Source organism: Microcoleus sp. FACHB-672 (assembly GCF_014695725.1).
Taxonomy (GTDB): Bacteria; Cyanobacteriota; Cyanobacteriia; order Cyanobacteriales; family Oscillatoriaceae; genus FACHB-68.
Genome location: NZ_JACJOU010000033.1, coordinates 232,957 through 255,863 on the forward strand (window position 1 = coordinate 232,957; position 22,907 = coordinate 255,863).

A 22,907-nucleotide genomic window follows, 5' to 3' on the forward strand; every position below is an offset into this window, starting at 1 on the left:
CTTTGCTTCCAAAGGAAAGGATATAATAAATAGAAAGAAAGCAAGTTAATTAATGCCTCGCTTAAAATCACGCCAAATTATTGTTCTTTCATGATAAGTTTTTGCTTGTGATAATTGCTTGGTTAGTTTGCCTAAATCTGACATTTCTCCTAGTATGTGCAAATCAGGGAAAGCATTTTCAGGATTGGAATTTGAAGTTACTGTAATTGTTGCTGCTGCATTCCAAGTTTGGTGTGATGGTGGAAAATTAGGTAGCAAATCTTTAAACCCTGCAAGAGCAAGAATCATATACCCATAGAAACGACTCAATAGAATCATACTGTCCAAGGACTTTCTTTGTTCCTCGTCTGAGAAACGACCGCTTTGGTTAAATAGCCAATCTGGATGAGCATTACGATCTCGTAAATAGCAATGTTCTTTCATTACTTGTTTACATATATCTTTCCACTCGTCAGATGGCAAGTAAGTCTTGAAGAAGCTTTCTAAACTTTTTCCAACATTCCAAGAATTATCTTTTTTAGGGGAAAACGGACGATTATCTAAAGAGCGAAGAGACGCTTCTAGAATTGTTGAAAGTAGGAGTTCCTGCGCTTGTTGGCTCTGTTGATTAGACGCCTCTAAGAGTTGCCATAAAATTCTGCGACAAATATCAGCTTTTGATGGGTCACGAATAAAGAACTCAGCCATGCTTATAAAAGCATCTTTATTAAAGGGTAAATTCCCAAAAGGAGATAGCAAACCTAAGGTACTAAACTTACCTTTACACCTAATTTCAGTAACTTTTTGCGAACCACGTAAGAATTCGCGTTGTAATAGCCCAATTGTTTCTCCAAACCATATCGATAGGACATCTTGAATAGCTATACTCCACTTCCAAGCCTCAGCTTTTGACCAAAGTTCTTTTGGTAATTTCCAGTAAAGTTTAAGTTGCTTATTATCAATAAAACGTCCAATTAGCTTCCTTTGCGTATCATCCTCATAAAAAATTCCCGATATTCGCGGGTCTCTTTCTATATCTTGATCATTAATCCGTATGTTAGTATGTACTGTATCAGATAGCCGTAGTTTACTTTGCGTCTCATACAGGGCTGAGCCTGCCCAAAAATTTTCATTACTTCCAGGTTTTACAGACTCACAAAACACTACTCGTTCAAAGTTAATAGAAAGATATTTATTTTGAATGTACAGCTTATTCATCTCAGATAAGGATATATTAGGAACAATTGCCCAATCATAATCTCGAGGTCTCATTCTGATCGAGAAAATATCACTTTTTGAAGGAAGATGAACTTTTCCCAGCTCAATTTTTTCTATAGGCTTTACCTGGCTATCTAAAAGAGCTTGGAGATGGAAACCTTCTTCCGGATTCCAAGTCATAAATCCTCGTCCTTGATAGCGATTGCCACAATAATAAAAATAAAGAAAATCTAATATAAAGTCAGTCTTTTTAAAATAATCCTTCATTGCTAAAAATCCTGTACAAAGCTACAATCACAGAACTTTCCCTCTGTAGTATAATTGTAACACAAGAATTTAGTTGACTGTCGAGCTAAAGGACAAACATACTTTTAAATTAGAAGGCTAAACAAATAGCTTTACTACGCTGCCGCAACCAAGGCTAAGCAGCCTCACCCTTGGCTTCAGCAATCCAAAGAAGTGATTGTGCGTAAAATTCAATGTCGTTTCGGGTTCACAGAAGAATTAAATGGCTAGTAGCTGAAATCCCCCAGCCAATTTATTAAGAAAGGCGTGGGGGATTGAGAGCCGGCATAAAAGAAAGTGTGATCAACCTTCTGTTGACTTGGCAAAGCCTTTCAGCAACACACTATTCCGCAAAAAATCATTGAGGAGGTAGGGCGGATCTTCATCAGGCTTGCGTTGAATCACCCGTCGCCCTCTCCATAGGATAAAACCCGAAGCCCAAGCGAGATCGGCAAGTGCAGTATACGCCCAGCCATGATTTTTGAGAAAATATCGTTGCCTGGAATCAAACCAATACTTCGGTATCCGCTTCCGTGAACCAACAGCCGTCACCCCTGTACTTTGTCCGGGAATATGGGCAACTCGGCTTTGCGGCACATACCAACAAGGCCAGCCGGCCCGCTTTGCCTGCAAGCAAAAGTCTGTTTCTTCGTAATACAGAAAATATTCTTCATCCATCAATCCGATAGACTTAAATACTTCGCGACGGACGATCATACTTGCTCCTGGCACCCACTCAGCTTGAGTCGGTTCTTCTGGCATGGGAGTGATCAGCGCCCACTTTGACAAGAGCTTTGACACTACCCCCAGACGTAGCCCAGAATCTAGTTCACTGAGCACAGTCGGGAAGCGAAATGCTCTGCGCCGTTGATTTCCCTCCAAGTCTTCCAAACCGCTGCCGGCAAGCCCTACATCGGGATGTTCTTCCATGAAATCCACCAGGATTTTTAGCGCGTTGGGGCGAACCACCGTGTCTGGGTTGAGCAAGAGAAAATAAGGGGGTGGATTGGGTGCCTCCAAGGCTGGGCGCAACGCAGCATTGTTGCCATAAGCGTATCCCCCATTGTGTTCTAGAGGCATCAGTTCCGCCCACTCAGACCACCCTTCATTTTCAATCGCGGCGGCAATTTGTTCGGCGGAACCATCCCCAGAAGCGCCGTCAACCACGACAACATGAGTGCCCGGTAAAGATTGCACTTCCTCCACCAAGGAACGTAAGCATTCAATGGTGAGAACCGGCGTTCGGTAGTTAAGAATCACAACTAGCAAAAGAGGAGGGTTTATTGACCCAATAGCATCAGACATTACGGTGGTGTCCTCTTTCGTCGTTTCTGGTTTAGCTTGCATGGAATCGACCATACTTATAGATGCCCTATCTCGTTATTTATTAAGTAGAAAAAGTGCGAACAATTCCCTCAATATTTTGTTGAGAAATTCTGATTTCTAGGGTAACAAATTGTTGCCCTGTCAGAATTGTTTGGTTGCATAAAATGAGGAATTCGTTACCAACAGTTCCAGTCTTCTAAGATCACCTCTATCGGGCTGTAGAACGCCTTGCCGGCGATGAGCGAGTGCTTGTTACATTTTGGGGTTGTGCCTTGCTTAGCATCAATCCTGTGAGTCCTCCCGCACCGAGCATAAATATCTGGTTAACCATTGCATTCAATACCGAATCCAGCATGAACAAAGGCAGGATCACGACTAACGCGGCTGCCGGCGCAACTTTGGGATGAGACCATGTACTGGGCGGATAACCTAACCAGGAAAAACTTAAACTGGGAAGTAGCACAGAGGTGACAAAAGCACTTAAGCCGAATAAACCTTGGTTGCCAAAGGCGATGATCCACAAGCTATCGGTAACAGAGATATCTTCACCCCATTCGTCAAAAATACGTGCTCTGCCCCATCCTCCCCAGCCAAACAACATTCTCTCCCGCGCCTTTTCTGCAAGCGGCCCTTCATTGATGAATCTAAATTCTAAGGACTGAGCGCGTTCTGGGCCGAGGGTATCAGCGACATATGAAACAACTTCACCTCCTGTAAAACCGCCGCTCACTCCTAAATATAGGTAGAAACATAACCCAAAAATTAGGAGATACATTGGCAAAGCTGTGCGGCAGTATTTAACAACAAACAGGATAAAAATCCCGATCCCAAAGTAGAGATAGGCCCCCGTGGATCGACACAAAATAAATGTCACTAGCAACGCTAGCGCCAGCCAATCCATTGGCATATTCCAGAATCGTTTGATGGTTCCCGTCTTCCACAACCAAACTGCTATTAGCGCCGCTGACATCATCCATACACCAACCCAAAGGCCGTGTACCATAAACACGGTTGGTCTGTACCCCCCCAAGCGGATGGTCTGGGCAAAGTCACGACGGGCGGCAAAACCGTAAACCATCCGGTGCAGTTGCGGACTCATGCGGCTTTCAAACAAACATAAAGGAACGTAGATCAGGCCGCCGGCGAAAATGCCCAATGCCAACTGACGCAGTCCTTCTAAGTTATTGAGGTATATCCGGCCTAAAAAGTAAGGCGCTCCCCATGCCATCGTTTGTGAGAGTGTTTCTGAAAAGCCATCGTAAGGGCCTAAGCCGTTAGTAATTGATGAAGCAAACGGGCTGAAACACCAACAAAGCATTGGCACGTCAAGCCAGCCAAATTTAAATGAAGTAAAGCGTTGAGGATCGTAGATAAAAGTTGCGAGTAAAATGCAGTAGCAAGGTGCGGATGTTTTGCTGTACTCTGGAATCCCCGGCAATTTAAAAGCTGCAACCGGCAGGAAGATAAACGCTGTGATAAAAACTATCACAACTGCCCGTTGAGAAGGATACCGGATAAACATATAGATGGTAAACGGTATCAGGCCGAACAGAGCCAGCATTACTGTAGGACTCATGCTTTACTACACTTATTTTAAAGGTCAGTTGAGTTTAAAGATCGCCAGGTTTCTGTTTATCTTTTAGGTAATTTTTGGCATCAATCAAAATTGGGGGTACTAGCTTTTTCAAGAACGTTTTAACGCCACCCCCTAAAGGATTTTCTGCCGGCAGCTCGTCGCCAGGGCGGGCTTTAAATACTGTTGTGTGCGTGCCAGAAACTTCTTCAGCCGGCCTTCCGTTACTGTAGTAGTAAAGTGCCAGGGATTTTCGCGTTTGCCCTTCGGGACAAGTCAGCGGTTCAGGATGTCCGTGATAGGAAAAGTCTGTAGTGCTAAAAATGACACAGCGATTAAAAATTGGCAGGATCTTTTGCTCGCATTGAGTCATATCCTTGTCCCAAAGTTCTAGATAACCGCCATATTCTTCTTTCCAGTCTTTGTTCAGATAAAGTAAGAGGTTTAATCGGCGATCAAGTTTCAGTTTGTTGTGCCGGTTAAAATCAACGTGCATTTTCAAAAAACCGCCTCTCTCGATCTGATGAAGACCGCCGCCGGCAAAGTGCGGATCAGGGATAATTCCATCAATCCCCGTGAGGCTTTCTAAAAATTTGATAAACGTTGAGGAATTCAATTGATAGAGCAGAACCCGTGTCCACTCTCCCATTTGGAGTTCTAAGTTTGAGGCTAACTTCTTTTCCGCCGGATTATTAAACTTTTGCCAATCAATTGTTCCGGGCTTGGGAAACTCTTCTAGAATCCTATCTAATAAAGAGGCCGGTAAAAAATCATCAATGATGATATGTGGAAAAGGGGTTGCTTGGGCGTAGCTTTGACTAAACTGACTCGCTAAATTATTTAAGCGGTTTTCATCAAGACAAAACAAAGATGTTGTTGAATTCATAACAGCCTCCTAGTACGCTGACCTAGTCAAGAAATGGATACTTTCTTTGAGAAGCAACTAAACACACGTAACAGCCGGCAAGCCGAACATCCAAAGGTTAAAACAGTTGATTTTCTAGTTCTCGCCAAAGGGGCGATTTTATTTGATCACAAACGTCTTCAACAGCTTTCGTTTGAGTTTTCCCATGAAAGAATTGTCTCGGCGAAGCAACTCCCACTCAATTTGCGTGTCAAATGGCAACTCCTGTCGGCGACGGGCATCTGTAGCGATCCATTTCGCATAATCTTCTGCGGATTCAAACTTGAGCTTCCGTGCGGTTAGCGCCGCATCTGAACCTAGATTTCCAGACTTTGTTTTAACATTCATAGGAGATCGCGGATCGTCCATATTATGGGCATACAGCAATGGCAACGGGTTACCACTGATTAAACCATCGAGGGTCATCTGGACGCGATTAATCGGCAAGCCATGACTGTAGCTTTGCTCGTTTGCAATGCTATAGCGAAGCAAGTGTTCTTTTCGGGCGAGAAAAGACTGCCCAGCCACTGTGGTGCATCGAAATACCCGTTCACCCGATAGCTCAACAATATTACGCTGGGCGAGTTTTTCGTCCCAATCTTCTGGCATAAAAATCCAGCATCCTAGCATCCCAAACTTGGGTTCTTTGCGAACGATCGAGGCAATGCGATCAACCCAGCCGGCAGGCAGCAAAATGTCATCATCGACTTTCCCCAGCACATCACTGGCAGCTGTTTCAAAGAACCACATACAAGGCTTGTACTGCCCGACATTTTCCGGGTTAAATTGCCGTTTGACAACACGCGGATCGTCGATGGAGGCAATTAAGTCTGCGGTTCCGTCCTGAGAGCCATTATCCCAACAGTACAGACGAAAATCTGAAGGATCGTTGAAGATGGTCGGTAGCGTCTTTTCAACATACTCCCGACGGTTCCAAGTGATGAGCAGCAAGTCTACGGGTGGAGCCATCTATCAGAAACCTCTCGATGCCTACAAACGAATCAATTTTTAAAACAATTTCTTGAAAGGTAAATGTTTTGGATGGGTTAATTCAACCCTCTAAAGAGCGATTTGAAATGGAATCCCAAAACCCAAAAGATGCCGGCCAAATAGCAGAAGTGCGAGTGACGCGAGAAATAGGCCGGTCGCTTGCAAATCTTGCCACGAACAATTCATCCCCTCACGCCACAAGCCGTAAGTTACCGCTGCATAATAAGGAAAATCATTCAGCGCAATGACGATAATTGCCCCCGGAACTTGGCCGAGATAGAATCCGAGGGGTAAACCGATGATCATGAACAAAAACTTGAGAAAGTTGCCGGTTGCGACATAGTAAGGTTTGCCAAGGGCGAGAAGAGACGGATCGATGGTTTGAGAGAGTAGGCGAGGCCAAAGACCCAATCCTAAAATCGGCAGCATCCAACCGGCTTCTGTATATCTGTCATCGTAAAGTGCCTCGATCAACAAATCTCCAACCGTGATTAGCACTGCCAAGGCTAAGGCCAAAACTGCAATAATCAGCTTCCGTTTCCCCAAGATTTTAGCTCGAAAAGTTTCGCGAGGCAGGGAAACAAGCTTTGAAGTTGCGGCAAAAAGCACTTTACTGTTAATCGCCCCAACAATCTGACGCGGCATATCAGACAGGGTGAAGGCAACGGTATAAACCCCCAACATCTGGAATGAGAGCAATTTCCCTAAAATGAGTCGGTCGGCTTGGCCGGCTAAAAATGTCATTGCCGTTGAAATAAATATCCACCGGCCAAAGGTAAATAAATCTTGGAGTGCATCTTTATCCCAGGCAAAGCGGTTGCGTTTTCCAGGAATTAAAAAATGGCTCCACACCATTCTAATTAAGGATGAAGAAAGCTGGCCGCCAACGAGCGCCCAGATTGTCGGGCTGAAGAAAGCCCACACCACGGTCACGACAATGGACAGAGCTTGTGCTGTAAATTGAAAAATTGTCAGCTTACCAATGTCCATGTGCCGGTTGAGCGAGAACACAGCAGTGGAGCTAAACCCAGAAATAATCGTGCCTGCACCCACCAGTGGAATCAACCAACGCAGCCGGGGGTCATTGTAGAACTGGCTAATTGGCCAAGCGATCGCGAGACAGCACAACCACAAAGCAAAACCGCGCATGACTTGTAAAGTCCAGGCAGTATTGAGAAAATCTGGGTCATCGCCGCGCTTATTTTGGATGATACTGGGACCGGCACCAATATCTGAAAACAGGTTTAGCCCAACAATGAAGGTTGTGACCAAAGCCATCAGACCAAACAATTCTGGGACGAGCAAACGAGTCAGAATCAGGTTGCTGCCAAATCGCAAAACCTGACTAGCACCGTAGCTAATAATTGTCCAAATCGCGCCTCGGATAGCAAGTTTTTTAAGTGATGACATGATGACTTTGGCGAGTGGACACAGGGATCTTTAACTGTTAATTGCTCTTAGCGGAGGAGATGCCGGCATAGGGAACGCTTGGGGATACATCAATGGCCCGCTCCTGAGACTTCTCGATAGTAGCCTGAAACAGAGCGGCGAGTTTGCTGGACTCGATCGCAGCATCATGCTGTTTTGCCACACGTTCAGCCCCTTCTTTGCCCATTTCTTCTAGCTGTTGCGCCGGCAATTGCAAGGCAGTCCGCATTGCTACGGTTAAGGCTTCAACCGATCCGGGGGGCACCAACCAACCGCAAACTCCAGGTTCTACTAACTCAGGAATTCCCGCCACGTAGGTACTGATTACAGGCCGGCCTAAAGCCAGCGCTTCCATAATCACCACCGGCAGTCCTTCTGCAAAGCTTGGCAGAACCATCGCGCGAGCGGCCAAAATTTGCTGCTGAACTTCAGCACCGCTCGCCCAACCCGTAATTTCCACCCGATCTTGAAGATTCAGTTTGGCGATCAGCGCTTCAATGGGAGAGCGCAATTCCCCATCGCCCACCAAGACTAACTTAAACGGTAAGCCCTCGGCAGCTAGCTGACCGGCTGCTTCAATTAAAAGTAACTGGCCTTTCTGTTCGCAAAGCCGGCCCACGCAGGCTAAACGAGGCACCGCCGGCACCGCAGTCGGAGGTTGTTTCAAAAACATCTCATCTACGCCACAGTGAACCACATGGATTTTGGGCCACTGGTCGTAATCACACCAGCGATAAAGCTGGCTTTTCCCGAAGGAACTCACCGCCACGACAAACGCTGAACGCTTGATTTTTTCGGTTAAAGACAGCGCTTCAGGTTTATCAAACTCTTCTGGGCCATGCACCGTGAAGCTGTAGGACGGGCCACCCAAGGCGTGGCACAACATCGCCACGGTGGTTGAATTGGTTCCGAAGTGGGCGTGAACGTGTGCAATTCCCGTTTCTGCAAACCAACGCAGCAGAATGCAAGCTTCTGCTAAGTAAGCCAGATGCAGCAAAACGCCGCGATCTGAACCCCAGCCGACTTTCAGCGCCAGCCAAAAAGCGCCCAGCAGCCGAACAGGTCGGGTTATGGCAGCACGGACTAAGCCCGATAGCAGGCCGGCTACCCCACCGCCCAAGACAGTTCGGGTTTTCTCTAATTCTTGCTTGTCTGCCTCGTCAACGAGTTCAGCTGCGCTGGAACGGATAGAAATCCGCGCCACTGGAATTCCGCAAGCCTCAACCCCAGCAATCTCCCGGCGAACAAAGCTATGGCTGACCTTGGGATACTGATTGATTAAATAAGCAATTGACATTATTTTTTAGGGAAAATGATCATTCTTAATAAAGTCCCCTGCCCTGCTTCACGAAGACGGGGCTGTTTAAACACCGGCCCTCTGTGAAGGAGAGAAACATTAATAAAACCTAGCTATGTAAAGTTATACAAACACTGAGCCGGTTAAAGATGTTGCCAAACTGGCAATCTTTATTAAAACTTTATATTTTCATCAGTATATTTACTTTACTGGGCATGGGGGATAGGGCATGGGGCATTGGGCAGTCTCCCCCACTCAAAACTCCCCATCTCCCCCTTTTCTTAGAGGAGATGGAAGTCAGTTGAAGTAAAGTTAGCCAATCACAAAATTCACCAGTTTTCCAGGCACCACAATCACCTTTTTGATTTCCTTGCCTTCGATATGACGTTGCGCTACTTCAGATTCACGGGCATATTGTTCTAAAGCTTGCCGATCAGCGGCTGCCGGCACTTGAATGGTGCCTCTGGTTTTACCCATAATTTGAATCACTAGGGTAATTTCATCGACTACCAGGGCAGAAGCTTCTGCTTTTGGCCAACTTTGTTCATGCACTGAATCAGTATGACCAATCTCGTGCCACAATTCCTCAGCAATATGCGGCGCAAAGGGGGCTAAGAGACGAATCAGCGTCTCAATGCCTTCTGCATAAACCGGCGAATTTTTACACGCGGCATCTGAGAGGGCGTTGCTGAGTTTCATCAGTTCTGAAATGGCGGTATTAAATTGATAATCGCCTTCCAAATCTTCTGTCACTGCTTCAATTGCTGTGTGAATTGCCCGCCGCAAGTCTTTCTCAACTTTGCTCAGATCCCCGCCCTTGTAGGGTTTCGGGGGAGTGCTGCCGGCAAACTCTGTGACTAAGCGCCAAACACGATTCAGGAAGCGGGATTGACCTTCTACATCCGCATCATCCCACTCCAAATCTTTTTCCGGCGGCGCTTTGAAGAGGATAAACATCCGTGCCGTATCTGCCCCATATTTCGCCATGACTTCTAGGGGATCGACGCCGTTGTACTTGGACTTGGACATCTTTTCATAAAAAGCTTCCAGCGCTTCTCCCGTCTCTGGATCTTTCGGGGCACCGGCATTGACGTTTGCCGAGGGAATGTATTTGCCGGTTGTGGGGTTTTTGTAAGTCAAGCCCTGAACCATGCCTTGGGTAAGGAGGCGCTGGAAGGGTTCGTCAAAGTTGAGCCAGCCGCAATCGCGCAAAACCTTGACAAAAAAGCGCGAATATAGTAAATGCAAGATTGCGTGTTCGATGCCGCCGACATACTGATCCACCGGCATCCAATCATTCACCTTTGCCGTATCGAAGGCTTGGGCGGAGTTCTGGGCGTCTGGGTAGCGCAAGAAATACCACGAGGAATCGATAAATGTATCCATCGTGTCGGTTTCCCGCTTTGCCGGCGTCCCGCAACTCGGACAGGGCACATTCACCCAGTTTTCTAACTGAGTTAGGGGTGAACCGCCGCGTCCGCTAAATTCCACATCTTCTGGCAGCTGCACCGGCAAGTCTGCGTCTGGCACCGGCACAATTCCACATTTAGGGCAGTGAATCACCGGAATCGGTGCCCCCCAATACCGCTGGCGGGAAATTAACCAATCTCTGAGCCGGTATTGTACTCGCGCTTTTCCGTATCCCTTTTCTTGGGCATACTCGACAATTGCCGATTTGGCTTCCGTTGAATCCATGCCGTTAAACTGGTCGGACTCAATCACCACTCCGGGTTCGGTGTAAGCTTGTTTCAGGGCGGCTTTTGGGTCTGCTGCATCTGCCGGCACAATCACCACTTTTATGGGGAGATTCTGTTGCGTGGCGAATTGGAAATCCCGCACATCGTGGGCCGGCACTCCCATGACTGCGCCGGTGCCATATTCATAGAGCACATAATCGGCAATCCAAATGGGAATTTCTGCGCCGGTGAAGGGATTGATGGCTTTGCCGCCGGTGGGAATTCCGCGTTTCGGTTTATCCTCGGCGGTGCGATCCAATTCACTTTGAGCGGATACTTCTTTAATAAAGGCGTCTACCGCTTCCTGCCGGTCTGGGGTGGTGACGCGAGGTGTGAGCGGATGTTCGGGGGCCAAAACCACGTAAGTCACGCCATAGACGGTATCTGGGCGCGTGGTAAAGACTGCGATTTTCTCATCGAATCCGATAATCGGGAATTCTAAATAAGCGCCGGTGGATTTGCCAATCCAGTTGGCCTGCATCAACTTCACCCGTTCAGGCCAGCCGGTTAATTTATCGAGATCGTTGAGCAATTGTTCGGCATAGTCGGTAATTTTGAGGAACCACTGCCGCAACAATTTGCGCTCTACTTTAGCACCGGAACGCCAAGACCGGCCCTCGTTATCAACTTGCTCATTTGCCAGCACAGTTTGATCGATCGGGTCCCAGTTAACGGCAGCTTCTTTTTGGTAAGCAAGGCCGGCTTTTAAAAATTGTAAGAAAATCCACTGCGTCCACTTGTAATAATCGGGCGAACAGGTGGCAATTTCTCGACTCCAATCGAAGGAGATACCGAGTTTTTGCAATTGCCCTTTCATTTGGGCAATATTTTGATACGTCCACTTTGCTGGGGGAATGCCGCGTTCGATCGCCGCATTTTCTGCCGGCAGTCCAAAGGCATCCCAACCCATTGGACTGAGAACCCGATACCCTTGCATCCGTTTCAGTCGGGCAATCACATCTGTAATGGTGTAGACACGGACGTGTCCCATGTGCAGACTGCCTGAAGGGTAGGGAAACATAGACAGGGCATAGAATTTCGGTTTCTCTGTTTCTGCCGGTGTTTCAGCTAAGCCTCGCTCAGTCCAAGTCTGTTGCCACTTCTGTTCTATAGATCCGGGGTTGTAACGGGACTCCACGAACGGAACTCCTCGATGATTAATACTGTTTATCCGCCTTGATATTTTTACATACTCTCGCTCCCGTGCCACTATCCTGATTTAAGGAGATATTGTCGTGCCGGTGTGCGTCCCGATAGCAGCTAGGCCGGCGGTTTAAATCTGGAGGCAGGGCAATTCGATAACTCACTTTGTTAAATCATAGAGCCTTGAAAATTCCTCGATTGCCAATGCCACTTTATAGCTCAACGAGACTTTTTAAATTTGCATTCACCGGCACCCTATTCCTATCAAGCAGCTTTTTTTCCAAAACTCTTGAGCCGATTTAACCACTTCTGCCAGTAGTCAAGCAATTGTTCGCGTTCAAACATAAATATTTCTGCATCTTCACCTGGAAGCGCTACGACAATCAAAGCATTAACAATTTTGCAGCCAAACAATCTGTCCTTATAACAGCGATTAATTGCGCCACCATAAGCTACAAGTTGTAAAGGTTTATCGTAAAATTTTCCCAATCGCAATTTAGGTTCTTCAGCAGTCGTCCACTCAATAATGCAGGGAAGACCTTGATAACGGGCAACTAAATCAACTTTTCCCGCGTATCCTTCCACATAATTTGGCACAACTGCCTCGACAAACTGAATGTCGCTCAGTTTCTCCAATACCTGCTGAACGCTATAACAATAGGGCTGAATCAGGCTGGAAGCATTGGGAGATGACCCTTGCAAATACTCCTTAACCCATTGATGCAATAGTTTTCCTCGGCGACGGCTAGTTTGGGCAATGCGACTCGCCTCTGCCTGCCCTACTTTACTACGCCAATTAGAAAGAGCAGCTACAGACTCACTAGGCTGTGTAGCCTTAAGTATCGTAGTAACGGCTGGTAGCCGGATGCCCTTTTCGTCTTGGTAGTAAAACCGTCCATTAACCTGGGTTCCTTTCATCAGAAGAATCTCCAAAAAGTTGCTAAATTCAATCTCGCAATTTAGCTTTAGAGATATCTCTCACTTTGAGGCTGACTTAGACTGACTTAGGCTGACCTATTTACAATCTTGCTACAATTTTCAGTTTTAGCCTGTTATTCAACATCGTTCTTGCTCCAGAATAAGTAATATCAGAGCAGGCTTAACTGTGGTTTAGAGCTGAATGCAGCTAGTGAACTCGCTTTCAGATAATGGAGAGATTGGCCGATGCCACTGCCGCGTAACTTTTTAATTGAAATGGCTCGTAAGTATGAGCTTTCGCCAGAGCAAGAGGATGCTTTCGTAATCTGGTTTAGCAGTAACAGGACAGAGTTGGAGATAGCAACAGAACTCCATATCACTAACAGTGCGCTTACCACCCGCATGGGCCACGTTTATAGGAAGTTTCGCATCAACGGCAAAGGCCCAGGTAAATATGGTCGCTTGCTTAATTTTCTGACTACTGAGTTTCGGAAGTCTAAGCCTTCAGATTCTCCATCTTCTAATCTGTCAGAGGACGATCTGAATGATTTGGTGCAAGAGGTGCGCTCCTATTGCCGTGAGATGATTCAAGACCAATGTGGCACAATTAAATCCCTCACCATGTCACAACCTATCGATGTGAATGAACTCTACACCAACGTCAACATTCTGGAAAAAATTCCCAGTCGCCAGTGGCGCGAAGTTGATGAAATGGTACAAGAGTGTAACCCGGAAAACTTCGCTCGCTTTGGACTTGGCGAAGTAACTGATAGACGGATACCAGGACTAGAAGCAGTTGAGAAATACTCAAAATTGATGGTGTTGGGTAAGCCAGGGTCAGGAAAAACTACATTTTTGAAGCATTTAGCAATCCAGTGCAATACAGGTAAATTTCAAGGTCATCCCATCCCAGTTTTTATCACACTCAAAGACTTTGCAGAAGCAGAAAGAAAACCTAGCTTACTGGAATACATCACCCAGAGGTTTTTTGATTGTGATGTCTCTGTTGACCAAATAGCTGTACTTTTGAAGCACGGTAAGATACTGGTTTTACTTGATGGTTTGGATGAAGTAAAAGTTGAGGATAACAACCGTGTCATCAAGCAAGTTCGTGATTTTTCTGACAAGTTTCGCACCAATCAGTTTGTAATTACCTGTCGGATTGCAGCAAGTAACTATACTTTTGATAAGTTTAAAGATATTGAAGTCGCTGATTTTGATGACGAACAGATTAAAACCTTTGTTCATAAGTGGTTTAAAACTAATCAAACAGTTAAAGTAAAAGAATTTATTAAACAACTTAGTAAAAATGATTCAATTCGAGAACTGGCAACCAATCCGCTACTACTGACACTATTATGTTGGGTGTTTGAAGAATCAGATAAATTCCCTTTTAATCGTTCAGAACTTTATGAACGAGGAGTAGATACCTAATAAAAAAATGGGATGAAACGCGAAAAATTGAGCGAGAGCAGGTTTATAAAAATTTATCAGTGCAGGGCAAGAAAGATTTACTGAGTCAAATTGCCTTAATCACATTTGAGCGAGGAGACTATTTCTTTAAACGGAAAGAAATAGAGCAGTATATTTCTGATTACATCCACCATCTACCTGATGCTCAAAACAACCCGGAGGCATTGCAACTGGATAGTGAGGCAGTTTTGAAGTCCATTGAAGCGCAGCATGGGTTATTGGTAGAACGGGCGCAAAATATTTACTCTTTCTCTCATCTGACGTTTCAAGAGTATTTCACGGCGAAAAAGTTTGTTGAGCGTGCAGATTGGCAAAACTTGGTCAGCCACATTACTGAATACCGATGGCAAGAAGTATTTTTACTAGCAGTTACCATGATAAAGTCTGCTGATGAGTTACTGCGGCTGATGAAGAAAAAAATTGATGCACTTATAGCTTTGGATGAAAAATTGCAGCAGTTCCTCATCTGGGTAAGTCAGAAATCCTGTTCAGTTGAGGTTCCTTACAAGCCAGTAGCAGTTAGGGCTTTTTACATGGGCTATGACCTTGACGTTTTCCGCGTCTTTGCCCGTGACCTTGACCTGAACCTTGACGCTCAACTAGATATTGTTCTTGCTTTTAAGCTTGAGCTTCCTCCAAACCGTGACCTTAAACTTGAACTTAAGCTGGATCGTAACCTAGCTATTGAACTTTATCTTGATTGTGCCCTTGGCCTATCTGTTGTCCGTACCCATGCCTTTTACCTTGCCCTTGATCTGGCTGTTGATGTTGCTCCTGAACTGGCTCAAGCACTGGAAGAACTTAAGGGGCAACTACTGGGCTTAAATAGTGATACGGAGATAAAAGAAATATTAAAGCAATGGGAGGAAAAAAAAGGTCAAGCTTGGACTGAACAATTAAGAGCGGTGATGATTAAGCATAGAAATATCGGTCACGATTGGCACTTCAACGAACAGCAGAAGGAACTACTTGAACAGTATTACGAGGCTAATATGTTGCTGGTAGATTGTTTGAATAGTGATTGTGAGGTGTCCTGTGAGGTGCGGCAGAAAATAGAGGATACGTTGTTGTTACCCATCTGTGAAATCAAAGAATAAAAACATAAAAATTTAATCGTATTATTATATCAATTAATGCCGCAATTGGTGCCGGCCACAAGCTAAAAATTTGTACTGCTGTAAGATGTCAGTACCCCAACGCTTGAATTGGTAAAATTGAGAGATCTGTTTAAAATTATTAGCAGTGTTTAGCCTGTGCGCCCTCTCCTATCCAAATAACCGGCCAAATTAAAGAGCCGTCGCTTGAGGAGACTGATTTTTTTGGGTGCTGGTAGGATGCTCGCCCTAACGCGTTTGCCTCTGCGAGGGTGAACCCTAAAAAAGTAAAAACTAAAAAGGCACGTAATAATTTATTTGTCAATATTGCTTTGCTTATTCTATGATTTATTAATCAGGGTAACGCTTAATTTTATAGTTAATTAATACCCTTGCGTGAAGGCTTAGCAGTCAGAGCAAGAGGCATCTACAGGGTAATTTTCAGCGAACCAATTGTAGATAGGAGCGTTAAACGATGGCTTTATTCTTAGGCGATGATACAAATGACACGTTAATTGGCAGCGTTGGAAATGATCTTTTCATCGGTGCCCTCGGAAATGACAGTTTAATCGGGGGATTAGGCAATGATATTGTCTTTGGCGAAGAGGAAAATGACGTTTTATTGGGCGGCGGTGGCAATGACGTTTTATTGGGCGGCAGCGGCAATGACAGTTTAGATGGAGACGACGGCAACGATACCCTCTATGGGGGTGAGGGAAATAATACTTTAACCGGCGGTGCCGGTGTTGATGTCTTTGCCCTCGGTTTTTCTGGGGATTTGGGACAAGATATTATTACCGACTTTGAGTTTGGTGTAGACAGAATTGGCTTGCCGGCTGAAATCGATCTTGCTCAAGTAAGGACACAAATTCTTCCCGTCAGTTCAAATTCAGGCATCGTTTTAATTACCTTTTTGCAACAAACCAACAGTCGTCCTCTCATTTTGGCACAGTTAGATTATCAGGGCGATCCTCCAGACTTGTCTAATCTGAGCGATTTATTAGTGCCGGTGAACCCGATTAGCAGTGCTTTAGAATTTAGCACCCCCACATTTGCGTTTAATGAAAATGGGGTGCCGGTGGCAGCGGTAACTGTGAATAGAGTTGGTAGCACGAGCGGAGAAGTCAGCGCAACGATTAACCTAAGCGATGGAACCGGCACAGCTTTTCAAGATTACATCAACACCCCTATTCAGGTAAATTTTGCTGAGGGAGAAACGACGCAAACCGTCTCCATTCCTATCCTAGATGATACCGCCATTGAAAACACTGAAACCATAAATTTGAGCTTAATAAACCCCACCGGAGGAGCAACAATTGGGGCGCAAAATACTGCAACTGTCAACATTTTTGATGATGATGTTGCCTTGCAGTTTAGTGATGCCTCCTTTAGCGTTAATGAGGATGGCACACCTGTCGCTCAAGTCACGATAACTCGCACCGGCATTCTGGATCGAGAAGTCGGTGCCACCCTGACGCTTACAAATGGCACTGCCACCGCCGCCGAAGATTATGAAAACCCGCCAATCCAGCTAAACTTTGCTTCAGGGGAAGCAAATAAAACCGTAACAATTCCCATTGTTGATGATGCCTTAGTGGAAGGATCAGAAACCATTAATTTAGCCTTAGAAAACCTCACGGGCGGGGCAACGATTGGAGCGCAAAGTACGACAAATCTGACAATTTTAGACAATGATGTTGCTTTACAGTTTAGCGCCCCCATTTTTAGGGTGAATGAAGACGGCACACCGATTCAAGAGATTGGAATCATTCGCACCGGCATTCTCGATACAGAAGTGACTGCTACCATTACTCTGACTGAAGGTACAGCAACGTCCCCAGAGGATTTCAACAATAGTCCCATAGAACTTATCTTTGCCCCTGGGGAAACACGTAAAACTTTAGCAGTTCCCATTGCTGATGATAACTTAGTTGAAGGTTCTGAGACGATTAATTTAACCTTAAGCAATCCCCAGCAAAACGCACTGATTGGCAATAATAATGTTGCCGTCCTCGAAATAGTTGATAATGACACCGCACCGCCGGCACCCTCACCATCACCCTCACCGTCAGCACCAGGCACCTTAGAGTTTAGTGAAGCGAGTTTTTTAGTCAATGAAAATGGGATTCCGATAACAGCCGTCACGGTGACTCGCAGCGGCGGTAGCAGTGGAGAAGTTAGCGCGACAATTTCATTAACAAATGGCACGGCAATTGCCTCTCAGGATTACACGGATACCCCAATAACCGTTAACTTTGCCGAAGGAGAACTGTCTAAAACGGTTAATATTCCTATCAGTGATGACACTTTAATTGAAGTTCCAGAAACGGTGAATCTCAGCTTAGTTAATCCTACCAACGGTGCTATCCTAGGAGCGCAGAATACCGCAACTCTCACGATTGCGCGAAGTGATGTGCCGGCATTGCTAGACTTCGAGGCTGTGGGAAATTTAGAAACCGTTGGAGATGCGTATGCAGCACAAGGTGTTTCTTTCTCTTCTAATGCTTTAGGAATTATTGATAGCGATGCCTTAGATGCCTTGGGAAGAAATGATGAATTTGGCGGTAACTTTGGGACGCCGCCGAGTGGAATTACTGCTTTAACTTATGGTGAAGGTTCTGAGATTTTAATGGATGTCAGCGGTGGTTTTGACAGCCAACTTTCGTTTTTCTACGCTTCGCCTTTCCGCGATCACACTGTAACTATTTATTCGGGTGCCAGTGGCACCGGCAATATTTTGGCTTCGGTTCCTTTATCTCGAACTCCTGCCGGTGAATTGCCTGATGCTTACAGCACATTTAATGAAATAACGATTCCATTTTCAGGAATTGCCAGATCCGTAACCTTTGGGGATGTGGCTAACAAAATTGTGATTGATAGCATCGAACTTGGTTAAAAACACACAGCAAATGACCCCTCCCTTGTTCAAGGGTTGAAGTAATTATCTTCTCCCTCCTGAACGGGGGATAATTACATCTGTGGGGTCAACGCCGGGAAAAATACTACGATTTTGAGGTGAAAGCGGTGATAAGCCTTCGTTGCCTGTAAACTCAGCGCCGGCAGCACCACCTGCCAATGGATCGCTCAAACCATTGAGTGAATCCATTAAGAAGGTATTTCTAAACCCCCGCTGATCAAAACCTCTTCTTTCTTCTTCAGAGAAAGTCGGTTTCACTCGCCGGGGTGCCGGCTGAGTTGACGGGTTCGCCGGCACCGCTTGAGTCAAGTGATTATTTACCTGAAATTGCTGTTTCGTCTCTAATTCGCCAGCATAAACAGCTAAAGAAGGTAAAAAATAAAAGGATAAGAAAAGCAAAAAAAATCGCATAAAATCTAGCTCCTAAAACCGAAAAGTTGTGCGAATCGTTCCGATAAAAATATCACTGTTATCTGAATCATGCTCTGGATTCGTGATCAGAAAGAACCCGGGACTGATAGAGACATTATCAGTAATTCGGAAACGATAAAAAGCTTCAAAATGCAGCGAAGTATCCTCATCTTTCCCTAAAATCAGACCGTTGCCATTCACTAATTTAGGTGGCTGACCGAATAAAAATGCTAGTAAATCTCCTTCTCTACCAAACGGATCGGATAAGCCAACAGAAAATAGATATGTGGAAGTCGTTGCAGACGCAGATGATTGATTGGAGTTTGTGAAAATTAATCCCCCCCAAGTCCCGAAAGTAATTCTAGGATTCACACGCCATTGTAGAGTGCCGCTGACTGCATGAATCTGAGCCGGCTCATCCATAAAGCCATTGGTGTCGGCAATAAAGCTGCCGGTGAAGGTATCTAACCGGCCATCGCTATTGTAAGCATTCACATAAGCCAAGCCGGTGAGAACATTGGCAGCCGGCTTGAGTAACAACTGCACACCCAAAGCACTGCGATCCGCTCCAAATACGCCCCCACCCGGATCAGAACGATTGCTATCTCCCGTACCATAGGCAACTTGCAACCGCACAGGATCAGCCACTAACCAGTCAAACCCAACACCGGCATCTAAATTGCCAATTTTAAACACCGGACTGGCTTCAGTAAAGCGTGAAATCGCGCCCCTGCCGGCATCAAAATAAGGCGAGTTAGCCGTTAAAACACTGCTTAAACTAAATCCCACCGGCCTGATCGTGAAAACAACCCGATCATTGAGCGCAGCAAACCGATATTCCAGTTTATCTAATTTAATTTGATTATCTAAATCAGCTTGGTAAGATAGCAACGTCATATCGCTATTAAAAATCTCAGGGTTAGCAAATCCCCGATCATCAAAATTCCCCGTTGCTAATTCCAGCCGCAGCCGATCTTTGCCGGTGAAAGATGTGACGATGCCTAAGCGCGTTAGATGAGTGAGCACCGTGTCGCCGTCTCCTTTGCCTGGAGGATCGCCGCCGGCAGCGCCCGATAGGGCAAAAATCACTTCGCCGCCAAAAACTGCTGTGGGAGAAAATTGTTGCACTTCTAATTGAGCAGTTCGATTTTCCAGCACATCAACTCGACCCCGCAAGCCGGCTAATTCAGCAGCGAATTCTGCTTGCAGTTTTTGTAAAACTGCTAAATCTTCCTGGGTAACGTAGTCTTCCCTAGATTCGGCTGCAATCAATTCATTGATACGCTCTAAGCAGGCGTTTAAACCGGCAGCAAATTCATATCGCGTGATGGCTCGATTGCCCCGAAACGTCCCATCTGGATAGCCGGCAATACAACCGTAGCGCTCGATTAAGTTTTGTAGTGCCCCAAACGCCCAGTCACTCGGCTGCACATCCTGCAATTGCGATACGGAAGTTACCTGATCCATCGCGCTGTCAGGCGAAACGATATCAGACTGCTCAGTTTCAATCTGACTCAGCCGGTTATCTAGGGACGGTTCAGCACTTGCTTGGCTATCTGGATCACGATTCAGCAGCCTAGTCAGCTTACCCTTATGGGTTGGTGGCAATAACCCGGAGTTCGGGTTATCTGAGAGAATGTTCGGCTGTAAAGACTGTGCCGGCATTACTCCATCAAAACTGCCCTCCACAGGCCGATCGCCCTCCACAGTTTTTAGCCCTTCAGATGAACTTGTCGTTGCAGACAACTGGGAGGTTGCTGCTGCCGGTGCTGCGAACAGTAATACTGCCAAACCGGGAAAGATGTACTTCATGCTGATGATCGCTCCTCACACCTAGATACCAGAAACACAGGTTAATGTTTCGCTCCTCTAAGGCACACTACCTGATTCACTGACAAATCTAGGAGATTTTCTATCACCGAAGTTCTGGTAATTCTCTAAATTTAGTCGCAGGCGTCACCTAGCAATAGACTGCCACATCCCCCAGAAGGTTCATCTCTCAGCAGCGATCGCACATCAAACGTGAATGCTTCGTAAATATTTTCAATCACATCCGCTTTTTCCCGATTCCCCCTCCCAGTTTGTAGCAATTGAGGATCGACCGGCGGCTGCTTCAAGGCGAGCTGGAGTCCCGCCACTTCCGCTTGCTTGACAAAATGTATCGTCTGCATCCCACAGCTATTGTTGGCGCTTAAACTTGGATCGATACAGTAGATGTTGTCCTGTGCTCTTCCCCGTCCGTGAATGCCGATTAACTCACCTTGTGCGTTAAACACAGGGCCGCCGCTCATGCCTCGGCGTGTTTGGTTATTATAAAGCAAGCTATAGCCACCATCCGGCGAGGGTGGAGCGACAATTTCACTTAAGTTGCCGGCGGAGAACTCCCGCACCCGGCGAGCGCTCTCATCTTCAGGATTTGGCCAACCGGAGATGAACACCGGCTCTCCTTCCGCTAACTGGTTGGATTTTCCAACGACGGCAACGGGATACTTGAGATCGCTCTCAAATTTAATAATTGCCAGATCGAAACCTTTGATGGTTTCGCCTAACTGTTCGTCCTCGGTGCCGAAGGGAAGAATATTCTCGTGACTTTTGACATCATCAACAAAGTGAACTTCCCCGTCACTGGTTCGCACCCCGTAAACCACATCTCGCGTCCGCACAACATGAAGCGCCGTTAAAACGTAATAAGTCTGATTGCTGCGGGCTACGATCACCCCTGAGCCTGGGTTCCATTCCTGTCTGGCTTCAATATCTCCCTTTTGCAGACCTTGGGCGATCACGACCGTGGTTTGGGAAGCAACGTCATCGACCTGTTCTTTTGTCAATACTTGAGCGGCCATCAGTGGAATCGTGATTGCCACTGCGGCAGATGCCCCAACCAGACAGGAGGATAACCGGCCAAAGAAAATCATTTTAATAATTATGTTGTACTGAAAATGACGAATTTTCTATATCAATGAAAGCTTGGAGTTGGAGATATCGCAGCCGGCATCTCTTCAAAGCTTGCCGCTCAAAAACGTCCGCAATTTGCTGTGCTTCCTGTTGAAGGCTCTCTGCCGGCATCTTCGCTAAACTTGGCCATAAACTCCCCGGCATCCGCTTGATGGCCAAGCGACTTTCTCTCACTAGACGCGCTGAAAGGGCCAGTCAAAGTCACGCAATAAAAGCAATTAACTTATTGTTAGCAATCGGTTATTTTCTTTGTTTTCGTGACTGAGAACAAATGACCCATGAACCCTAGCCCTTATCTTCGCAACAATGAATGGTTTGGCGACTTAAAAAAGTTGGTTAACCAACTTGCTCAAATCTACATAATTTTGACCGCCAGACTGCTGAATTGGGGTGCCGGTGCCACTCGCACTGAATAATTTTTCTAAGACGGTATTAGGATTGTTTTCTCGCTTGAGGGTAAACAGTACGTTATTGCCATTGCAACCGGCTCTTGTGTTGTTGACCGAGCAGATAACGGGCAAACCATTGACTCTTCCTGCCGTCAGATACAAGCCGTTCAGAGTGCCGCTATTTTGAGCGATGGCGCTGTTTAGCCGGCTCGTCACCTCGGCGCAGCGCTTTGCTGGCGGGAACCCTGCCTCGCTAAACTCTTCGGTTGTCCAAACGATCATGGGATCTGAGACGGTGCCATTTTTTCTAACAGCTACTGTCACATAATAGTCATCTTGCCGGCATTCAAACGCTTGTAAATTGGTTGACTGGGCAGAAGCCGGTTGAACGCTTAGCATGGGAACTTGAGCGGCAACTAAGCCGGCGAATGCTAAACGAAAAACTGATTTGATACTCATGATGCTAAATCTCCGTAATAAAAAAACTTGATGGCACTTAACAACCTAAAAATTATCCTAAGTTTCACAGCTCAACTGGGGAGCCACGATAGAAGCTCTGTTTAAGCATTCTGAAAACGCATCGGCAATTTAGGGGTTGAACTTTGCAGAGCGCAGGCACAACCCGCGTAAGCCAAGTTTAACTGAATCAGACCGTAAAACTGCTTACAGTTAAAAGCTTTAAGCTTTTTTGATAAAAAGCCCGACTTTTGTTAATTTTGTATGAGCTGTAGGGCTGATCTCAGTTGCTGAGCGACCCAGATATTTTGCAAGACGGAAGATACAGGCGTCAAGTTTCACCTAGCTGTAGTTTCTTGTCAAGCTAAGCTGACTTATGCTCTCGCGTCCCAGATGTGTTCTAAGTTCACTTTAG

At 45.9% G+C, this 22,907-nt stretch carries 18 protein-coding genes; 3 read left to right on the forward strand and 15 right to left on the reverse strand.

Annotation, left to right across the window (positions count from 1 at the left end; translation table 11 throughout):
• Positions 1-45: 45 nt before the first annotated feature.
• The 10 genes from H6F56_RS24105 to H6F56_RS24150 all read right to left on the reverse strand — a co-directional run bounded on the left by H6F56_RS24105 (position 46) and on the right by H6F56_RS24150 (position 12,797).
• A complete protein-coding gene (locus H6F56_RS24105) occupies positions 46-1,464 on the reverse strand; it encodes a hypothetical protein (RefSeq protein ID WP_190674047.1) in 1,419 nt (472 codons plus the stop codon).
• A gap of 321 nt (positions 1,465-1,785) precedes the next feature.
• Positions 1,786-2,841 carry a glycosyltransferase family 2 protein gene (locus H6F56_RS24110; RefSeq protein WP_323799659.1) on the reverse strand — a complete coding sequence of 352 codons (1,056 nt, stop codon included), beginning with the start codon at positions 2,839-2,841 and terminating at the stop codon, positions 1,786-1,788.
• A 175-nt stretch (positions 2,842-3,016) separates the two neighbouring features.
• Positions 3,017-4,384, reverse strand: coding sequence for an O-antigen ligase domain-containing protein (locus H6F56_RS24115; protein WP_190674050.1), 1,368 nt, complete (start codon positions 4,382-4,384; stop codon positions 3,017-3,019).
• Positions 4,385-4,418: 34 nt separating this feature from the next.
• Entirely contained in the window at positions 4,419-5,267 is an 849-nt protein-coding gene (locus H6F56_RS24120) for a 2OG-Fe(II) oxygenase (RefSeq protein ID WP_190674053.1), read from the reverse strand.
• Between the two features lie 138 nt (positions 5,268-5,405).
• A complete protein-coding gene (locus H6F56_RS24125) occupies positions 5,406-6,254 on the reverse strand; it encodes a glycosyltransferase family 2 protein (protein ID WP_190674056.1) in 849 nt (282 codons plus the stop codon).
• A 90-nt stretch (positions 6,255-6,344) separates the two neighbouring features.
• The gene (locus H6F56_RS24130) at positions 6,345-7,685 is read right to left on the reverse strand and encodes an oligosaccharide flippase family protein (RefSeq protein WP_190674059.1); all 1,341 of its coding nucleotides are present in this window, start codon (positions 7,683-7,685) and stop codon (positions 6,345-6,347) included.
• 37 nt (positions 7,686-7,722) lie between these two features.
• Positions 7,723-9,000, reverse strand: a complete 1,278-nt coding sequence (locus H6F56_RS24135) for a glycosyltransferase (RefSeq protein WP_190674062.1) — start codon at positions 8,998-9,000, stop codon at positions 7,723-7,725.
• Between the two features lie 312 nt (positions 9,001-9,312).
• Positions 9,313-11,874, reverse strand: a complete 2,562-nt coding sequence (gene leuS / locus H6F56_RS24140; protein WP_190674065.1) for a leucine--tRNA ligase — start codon at positions 11,872-11,874, stop codon at positions 9,313-9,315.
• Positions 11,875-11,893: 19 nt separating this feature from the next.
• Complete coding sequence (locus tag H6F56_RS24145) at positions 11,894-12,043, reverse strand: hypothetical protein (RefSeq protein WP_190674068.1); 150 nt, start codon at positions 12,041-12,043, stop codon at positions 11,894-11,896.
• A gap of 100 nt (positions 12,044-12,143) precedes the next feature.
• Positions 12,144-12,797, reverse strand: a complete 654-nt coding sequence (locus H6F56_RS24150) for an exonuclease (RefSeq protein ID WP_190674072.1) — start codon at positions 12,795-12,797, stop codon at positions 12,144-12,146.
• A 246-nt stretch (positions 12,798-13,043) separates the two neighbouring features.
• Here H6F56_RS24150 and H6F56_RS26590 point away from each other — a divergent pair, with 246 nt between their 5' ends.
• The 3 genes from H6F56_RS26590 to H6F56_RS24160 all read left to right on the forward strand — a co-directional run bounded on the left by H6F56_RS26590 (position 13,044) and on the right by H6F56_RS24160 (position 18,260).
• Entirely contained in the window at positions 13,044-14,231 is a 1,188-nt protein-coding gene (locus tag H6F56_RS26590) for an NACHT domain-containing protein (RefSeq protein WP_242032151.1), read from the forward strand.
• A 59-nt stretch (positions 14,232-14,290) separates the two neighbouring features.
• A complete protein-coding gene (locus tag H6F56_RS26595; protein WP_242032152.1) occupies positions 14,291-15,367 on the forward strand; it encodes an NACHT domain-containing protein in 1,077 nt (358 codons plus the stop codon).
• A gap of 472 nt (positions 15,368-15,839) precedes the next feature.
• Entirely contained in the window at positions 15,840-18,260 is a 2,421-nt protein-coding gene (locus tag H6F56_RS24160) for a Calx-beta domain-containing protein (protein ID WP_190674074.1), read from the forward strand.
• A gap of 45 nt (positions 18,261-18,305) precedes the next feature.
• Here H6F56_RS24160 and H6F56_RS24165 read toward each other — a convergent pair whose 3' ends face one another.
• The 5 genes from H6F56_RS24165 to H6F56_RS24185 form a co-directional block, all read right to left on the reverse strand.
• Positions 18,306-18,692, reverse strand: coding sequence for a hypothetical protein (locus tag H6F56_RS24165; protein ID WP_190674077.1), 387 nt, complete (start codon positions 18,690-18,692; stop codon positions 18,306-18,308).
• Between the two features lie 12 nt (positions 18,693-18,704).
• A complete protein-coding gene (locus H6F56_RS24170; RefSeq protein WP_242032153.1) occupies positions 18,705-20,504 on the reverse strand; it encodes an iron uptake porin in 1,800 nt (599 codons plus the stop codon).
• A gap of 131 nt (positions 20,505-20,635) precedes the next feature.
• A complete protein-coding gene (locus H6F56_RS24175) occupies positions 20,636-21,607 on the reverse strand; it encodes a S1 family peptidase (RefSeq protein WP_190674080.1) in 972 nt (323 codons plus the stop codon).
• 1 nt (position 21,608) lies between these two features.
• Positions 21,609-21,821, reverse strand: coding sequence for a hypothetical protein (locus H6F56_RS24180; RefSeq protein WP_190674082.1), 213 nt, complete (start codon positions 21,819-21,821; stop codon positions 21,609-21,611).
• A 149-nt stretch (positions 21,822-21,970) separates the two neighbouring features.
• The gene (locus tag H6F56_RS24185) at positions 21,971-22,495 is read right to left on the reverse strand and encodes a COP23 domain-containing protein (protein WP_190674085.1); all 525 of its coding nucleotides are present in this window, start codon (positions 22,493-22,495) and stop codon (positions 21,971-21,973) included.
• Positions 22,496-22,907: the final 412 nt, after the last annotated feature.

Excerpts from the sequence above, each read along its gene's own strand:
- H6F56_RS24135 (WP_190674062.1), bottom strand. The coding sequence starts at position 9,000 with ATGTCAATTGCTTATTTAATCAATCAGTATCCCAAGGTCAGCCATAGC.
- H6F56_RS24115 (WP_190674050.1), bottom strand. The coding sequence starts at position 4,384 with ATGAGTCCTACAGTAATGCTGGCTCTGTTCGGCCTGATACCGTTTACC.
- H6F56_RS24125 (WP_190674056.1), bottom strand. The coding sequence starts at position 6,254 with ATGGCTCCACCCGTAGACTTGCTGCTCATCACTTGGAACCGTCGGGAG.
- H6F56_RS24170 (WP_242032153.1), bottom strand. The coding sequence starts at position 20,504 with ATGAAGTACATCTTTCCCGGTTTGGCAGTATTACTGTTCGCAGCACCG.
- H6F56_RS24130 (WP_190674059.1), bottom strand. The coding sequence starts at position 7,685 with ATGTCATCACTTAAAAAACTTGCTATCCGAGGCGCGATTTGGACAATT.
- H6F56_RS24160 (WP_190674074.1), top strand. The coding sequence starts at position 15,840 with ATGGCTTTATTCTTAGGCGATGATACAAATGACACGTTAATTGGCAGC.
- H6F56_RS24120 (WP_190674053.1), bottom strand. The coding sequence starts at position 5,267 with ATGAATTCAACAACATCTTTGTTTTGTCTTGATGAAAACCGCTTAAAT.
- H6F56_RS24150 (WP_190674072.1), bottom strand. The coding sequence starts at position 12,797 with ATGAAAGGAACCCAGGTTAATGGACGGTTTTACTACCAAGACGAAAAG.
- H6F56_RS24165 (WP_190674077.1), bottom strand. The coding sequence starts at position 18,692 with ATGCGATTTTTTTTGCTTTTCTTATCCTTTTATTTTTTACCTTCTTTA.
- H6F56_RS24185 (WP_190674085.1), bottom strand. The coding sequence starts at position 22,495 with ATGAGTATCAAATCAGTTTTTCGTTTAGCATTCGCCGGCTTAGTTGCC.
- H6F56_RS24105 (WP_190674047.1), bottom strand. The coding sequence starts at position 1,464 with ATGAAGGATTATTTTAAAAAGACTGACTTTATATTAGATTTTCTTTAT.
- H6F56_RS24110 (WP_323799659.1), bottom strand. The coding sequence starts at position 2,841 with ATGGTCGATTCCATGCAAGCTAAACCAGAAACGACGAAAGAGGACACC.
- H6F56_RS24175 (WP_190674080.1), bottom strand. The coding sequence starts at position 21,607 with ATGATTTTCTTTGGCCGGTTATCCTCCTGTCTGGTTGGGGCATCTGCC.
- H6F56_RS26590 (WP_242032151.1), top strand. The coding sequence starts at position 13,044 with ATGCCACTGCCGCGTAACTTTTTAATTGAAATGGCTCGTAAGTATGAG.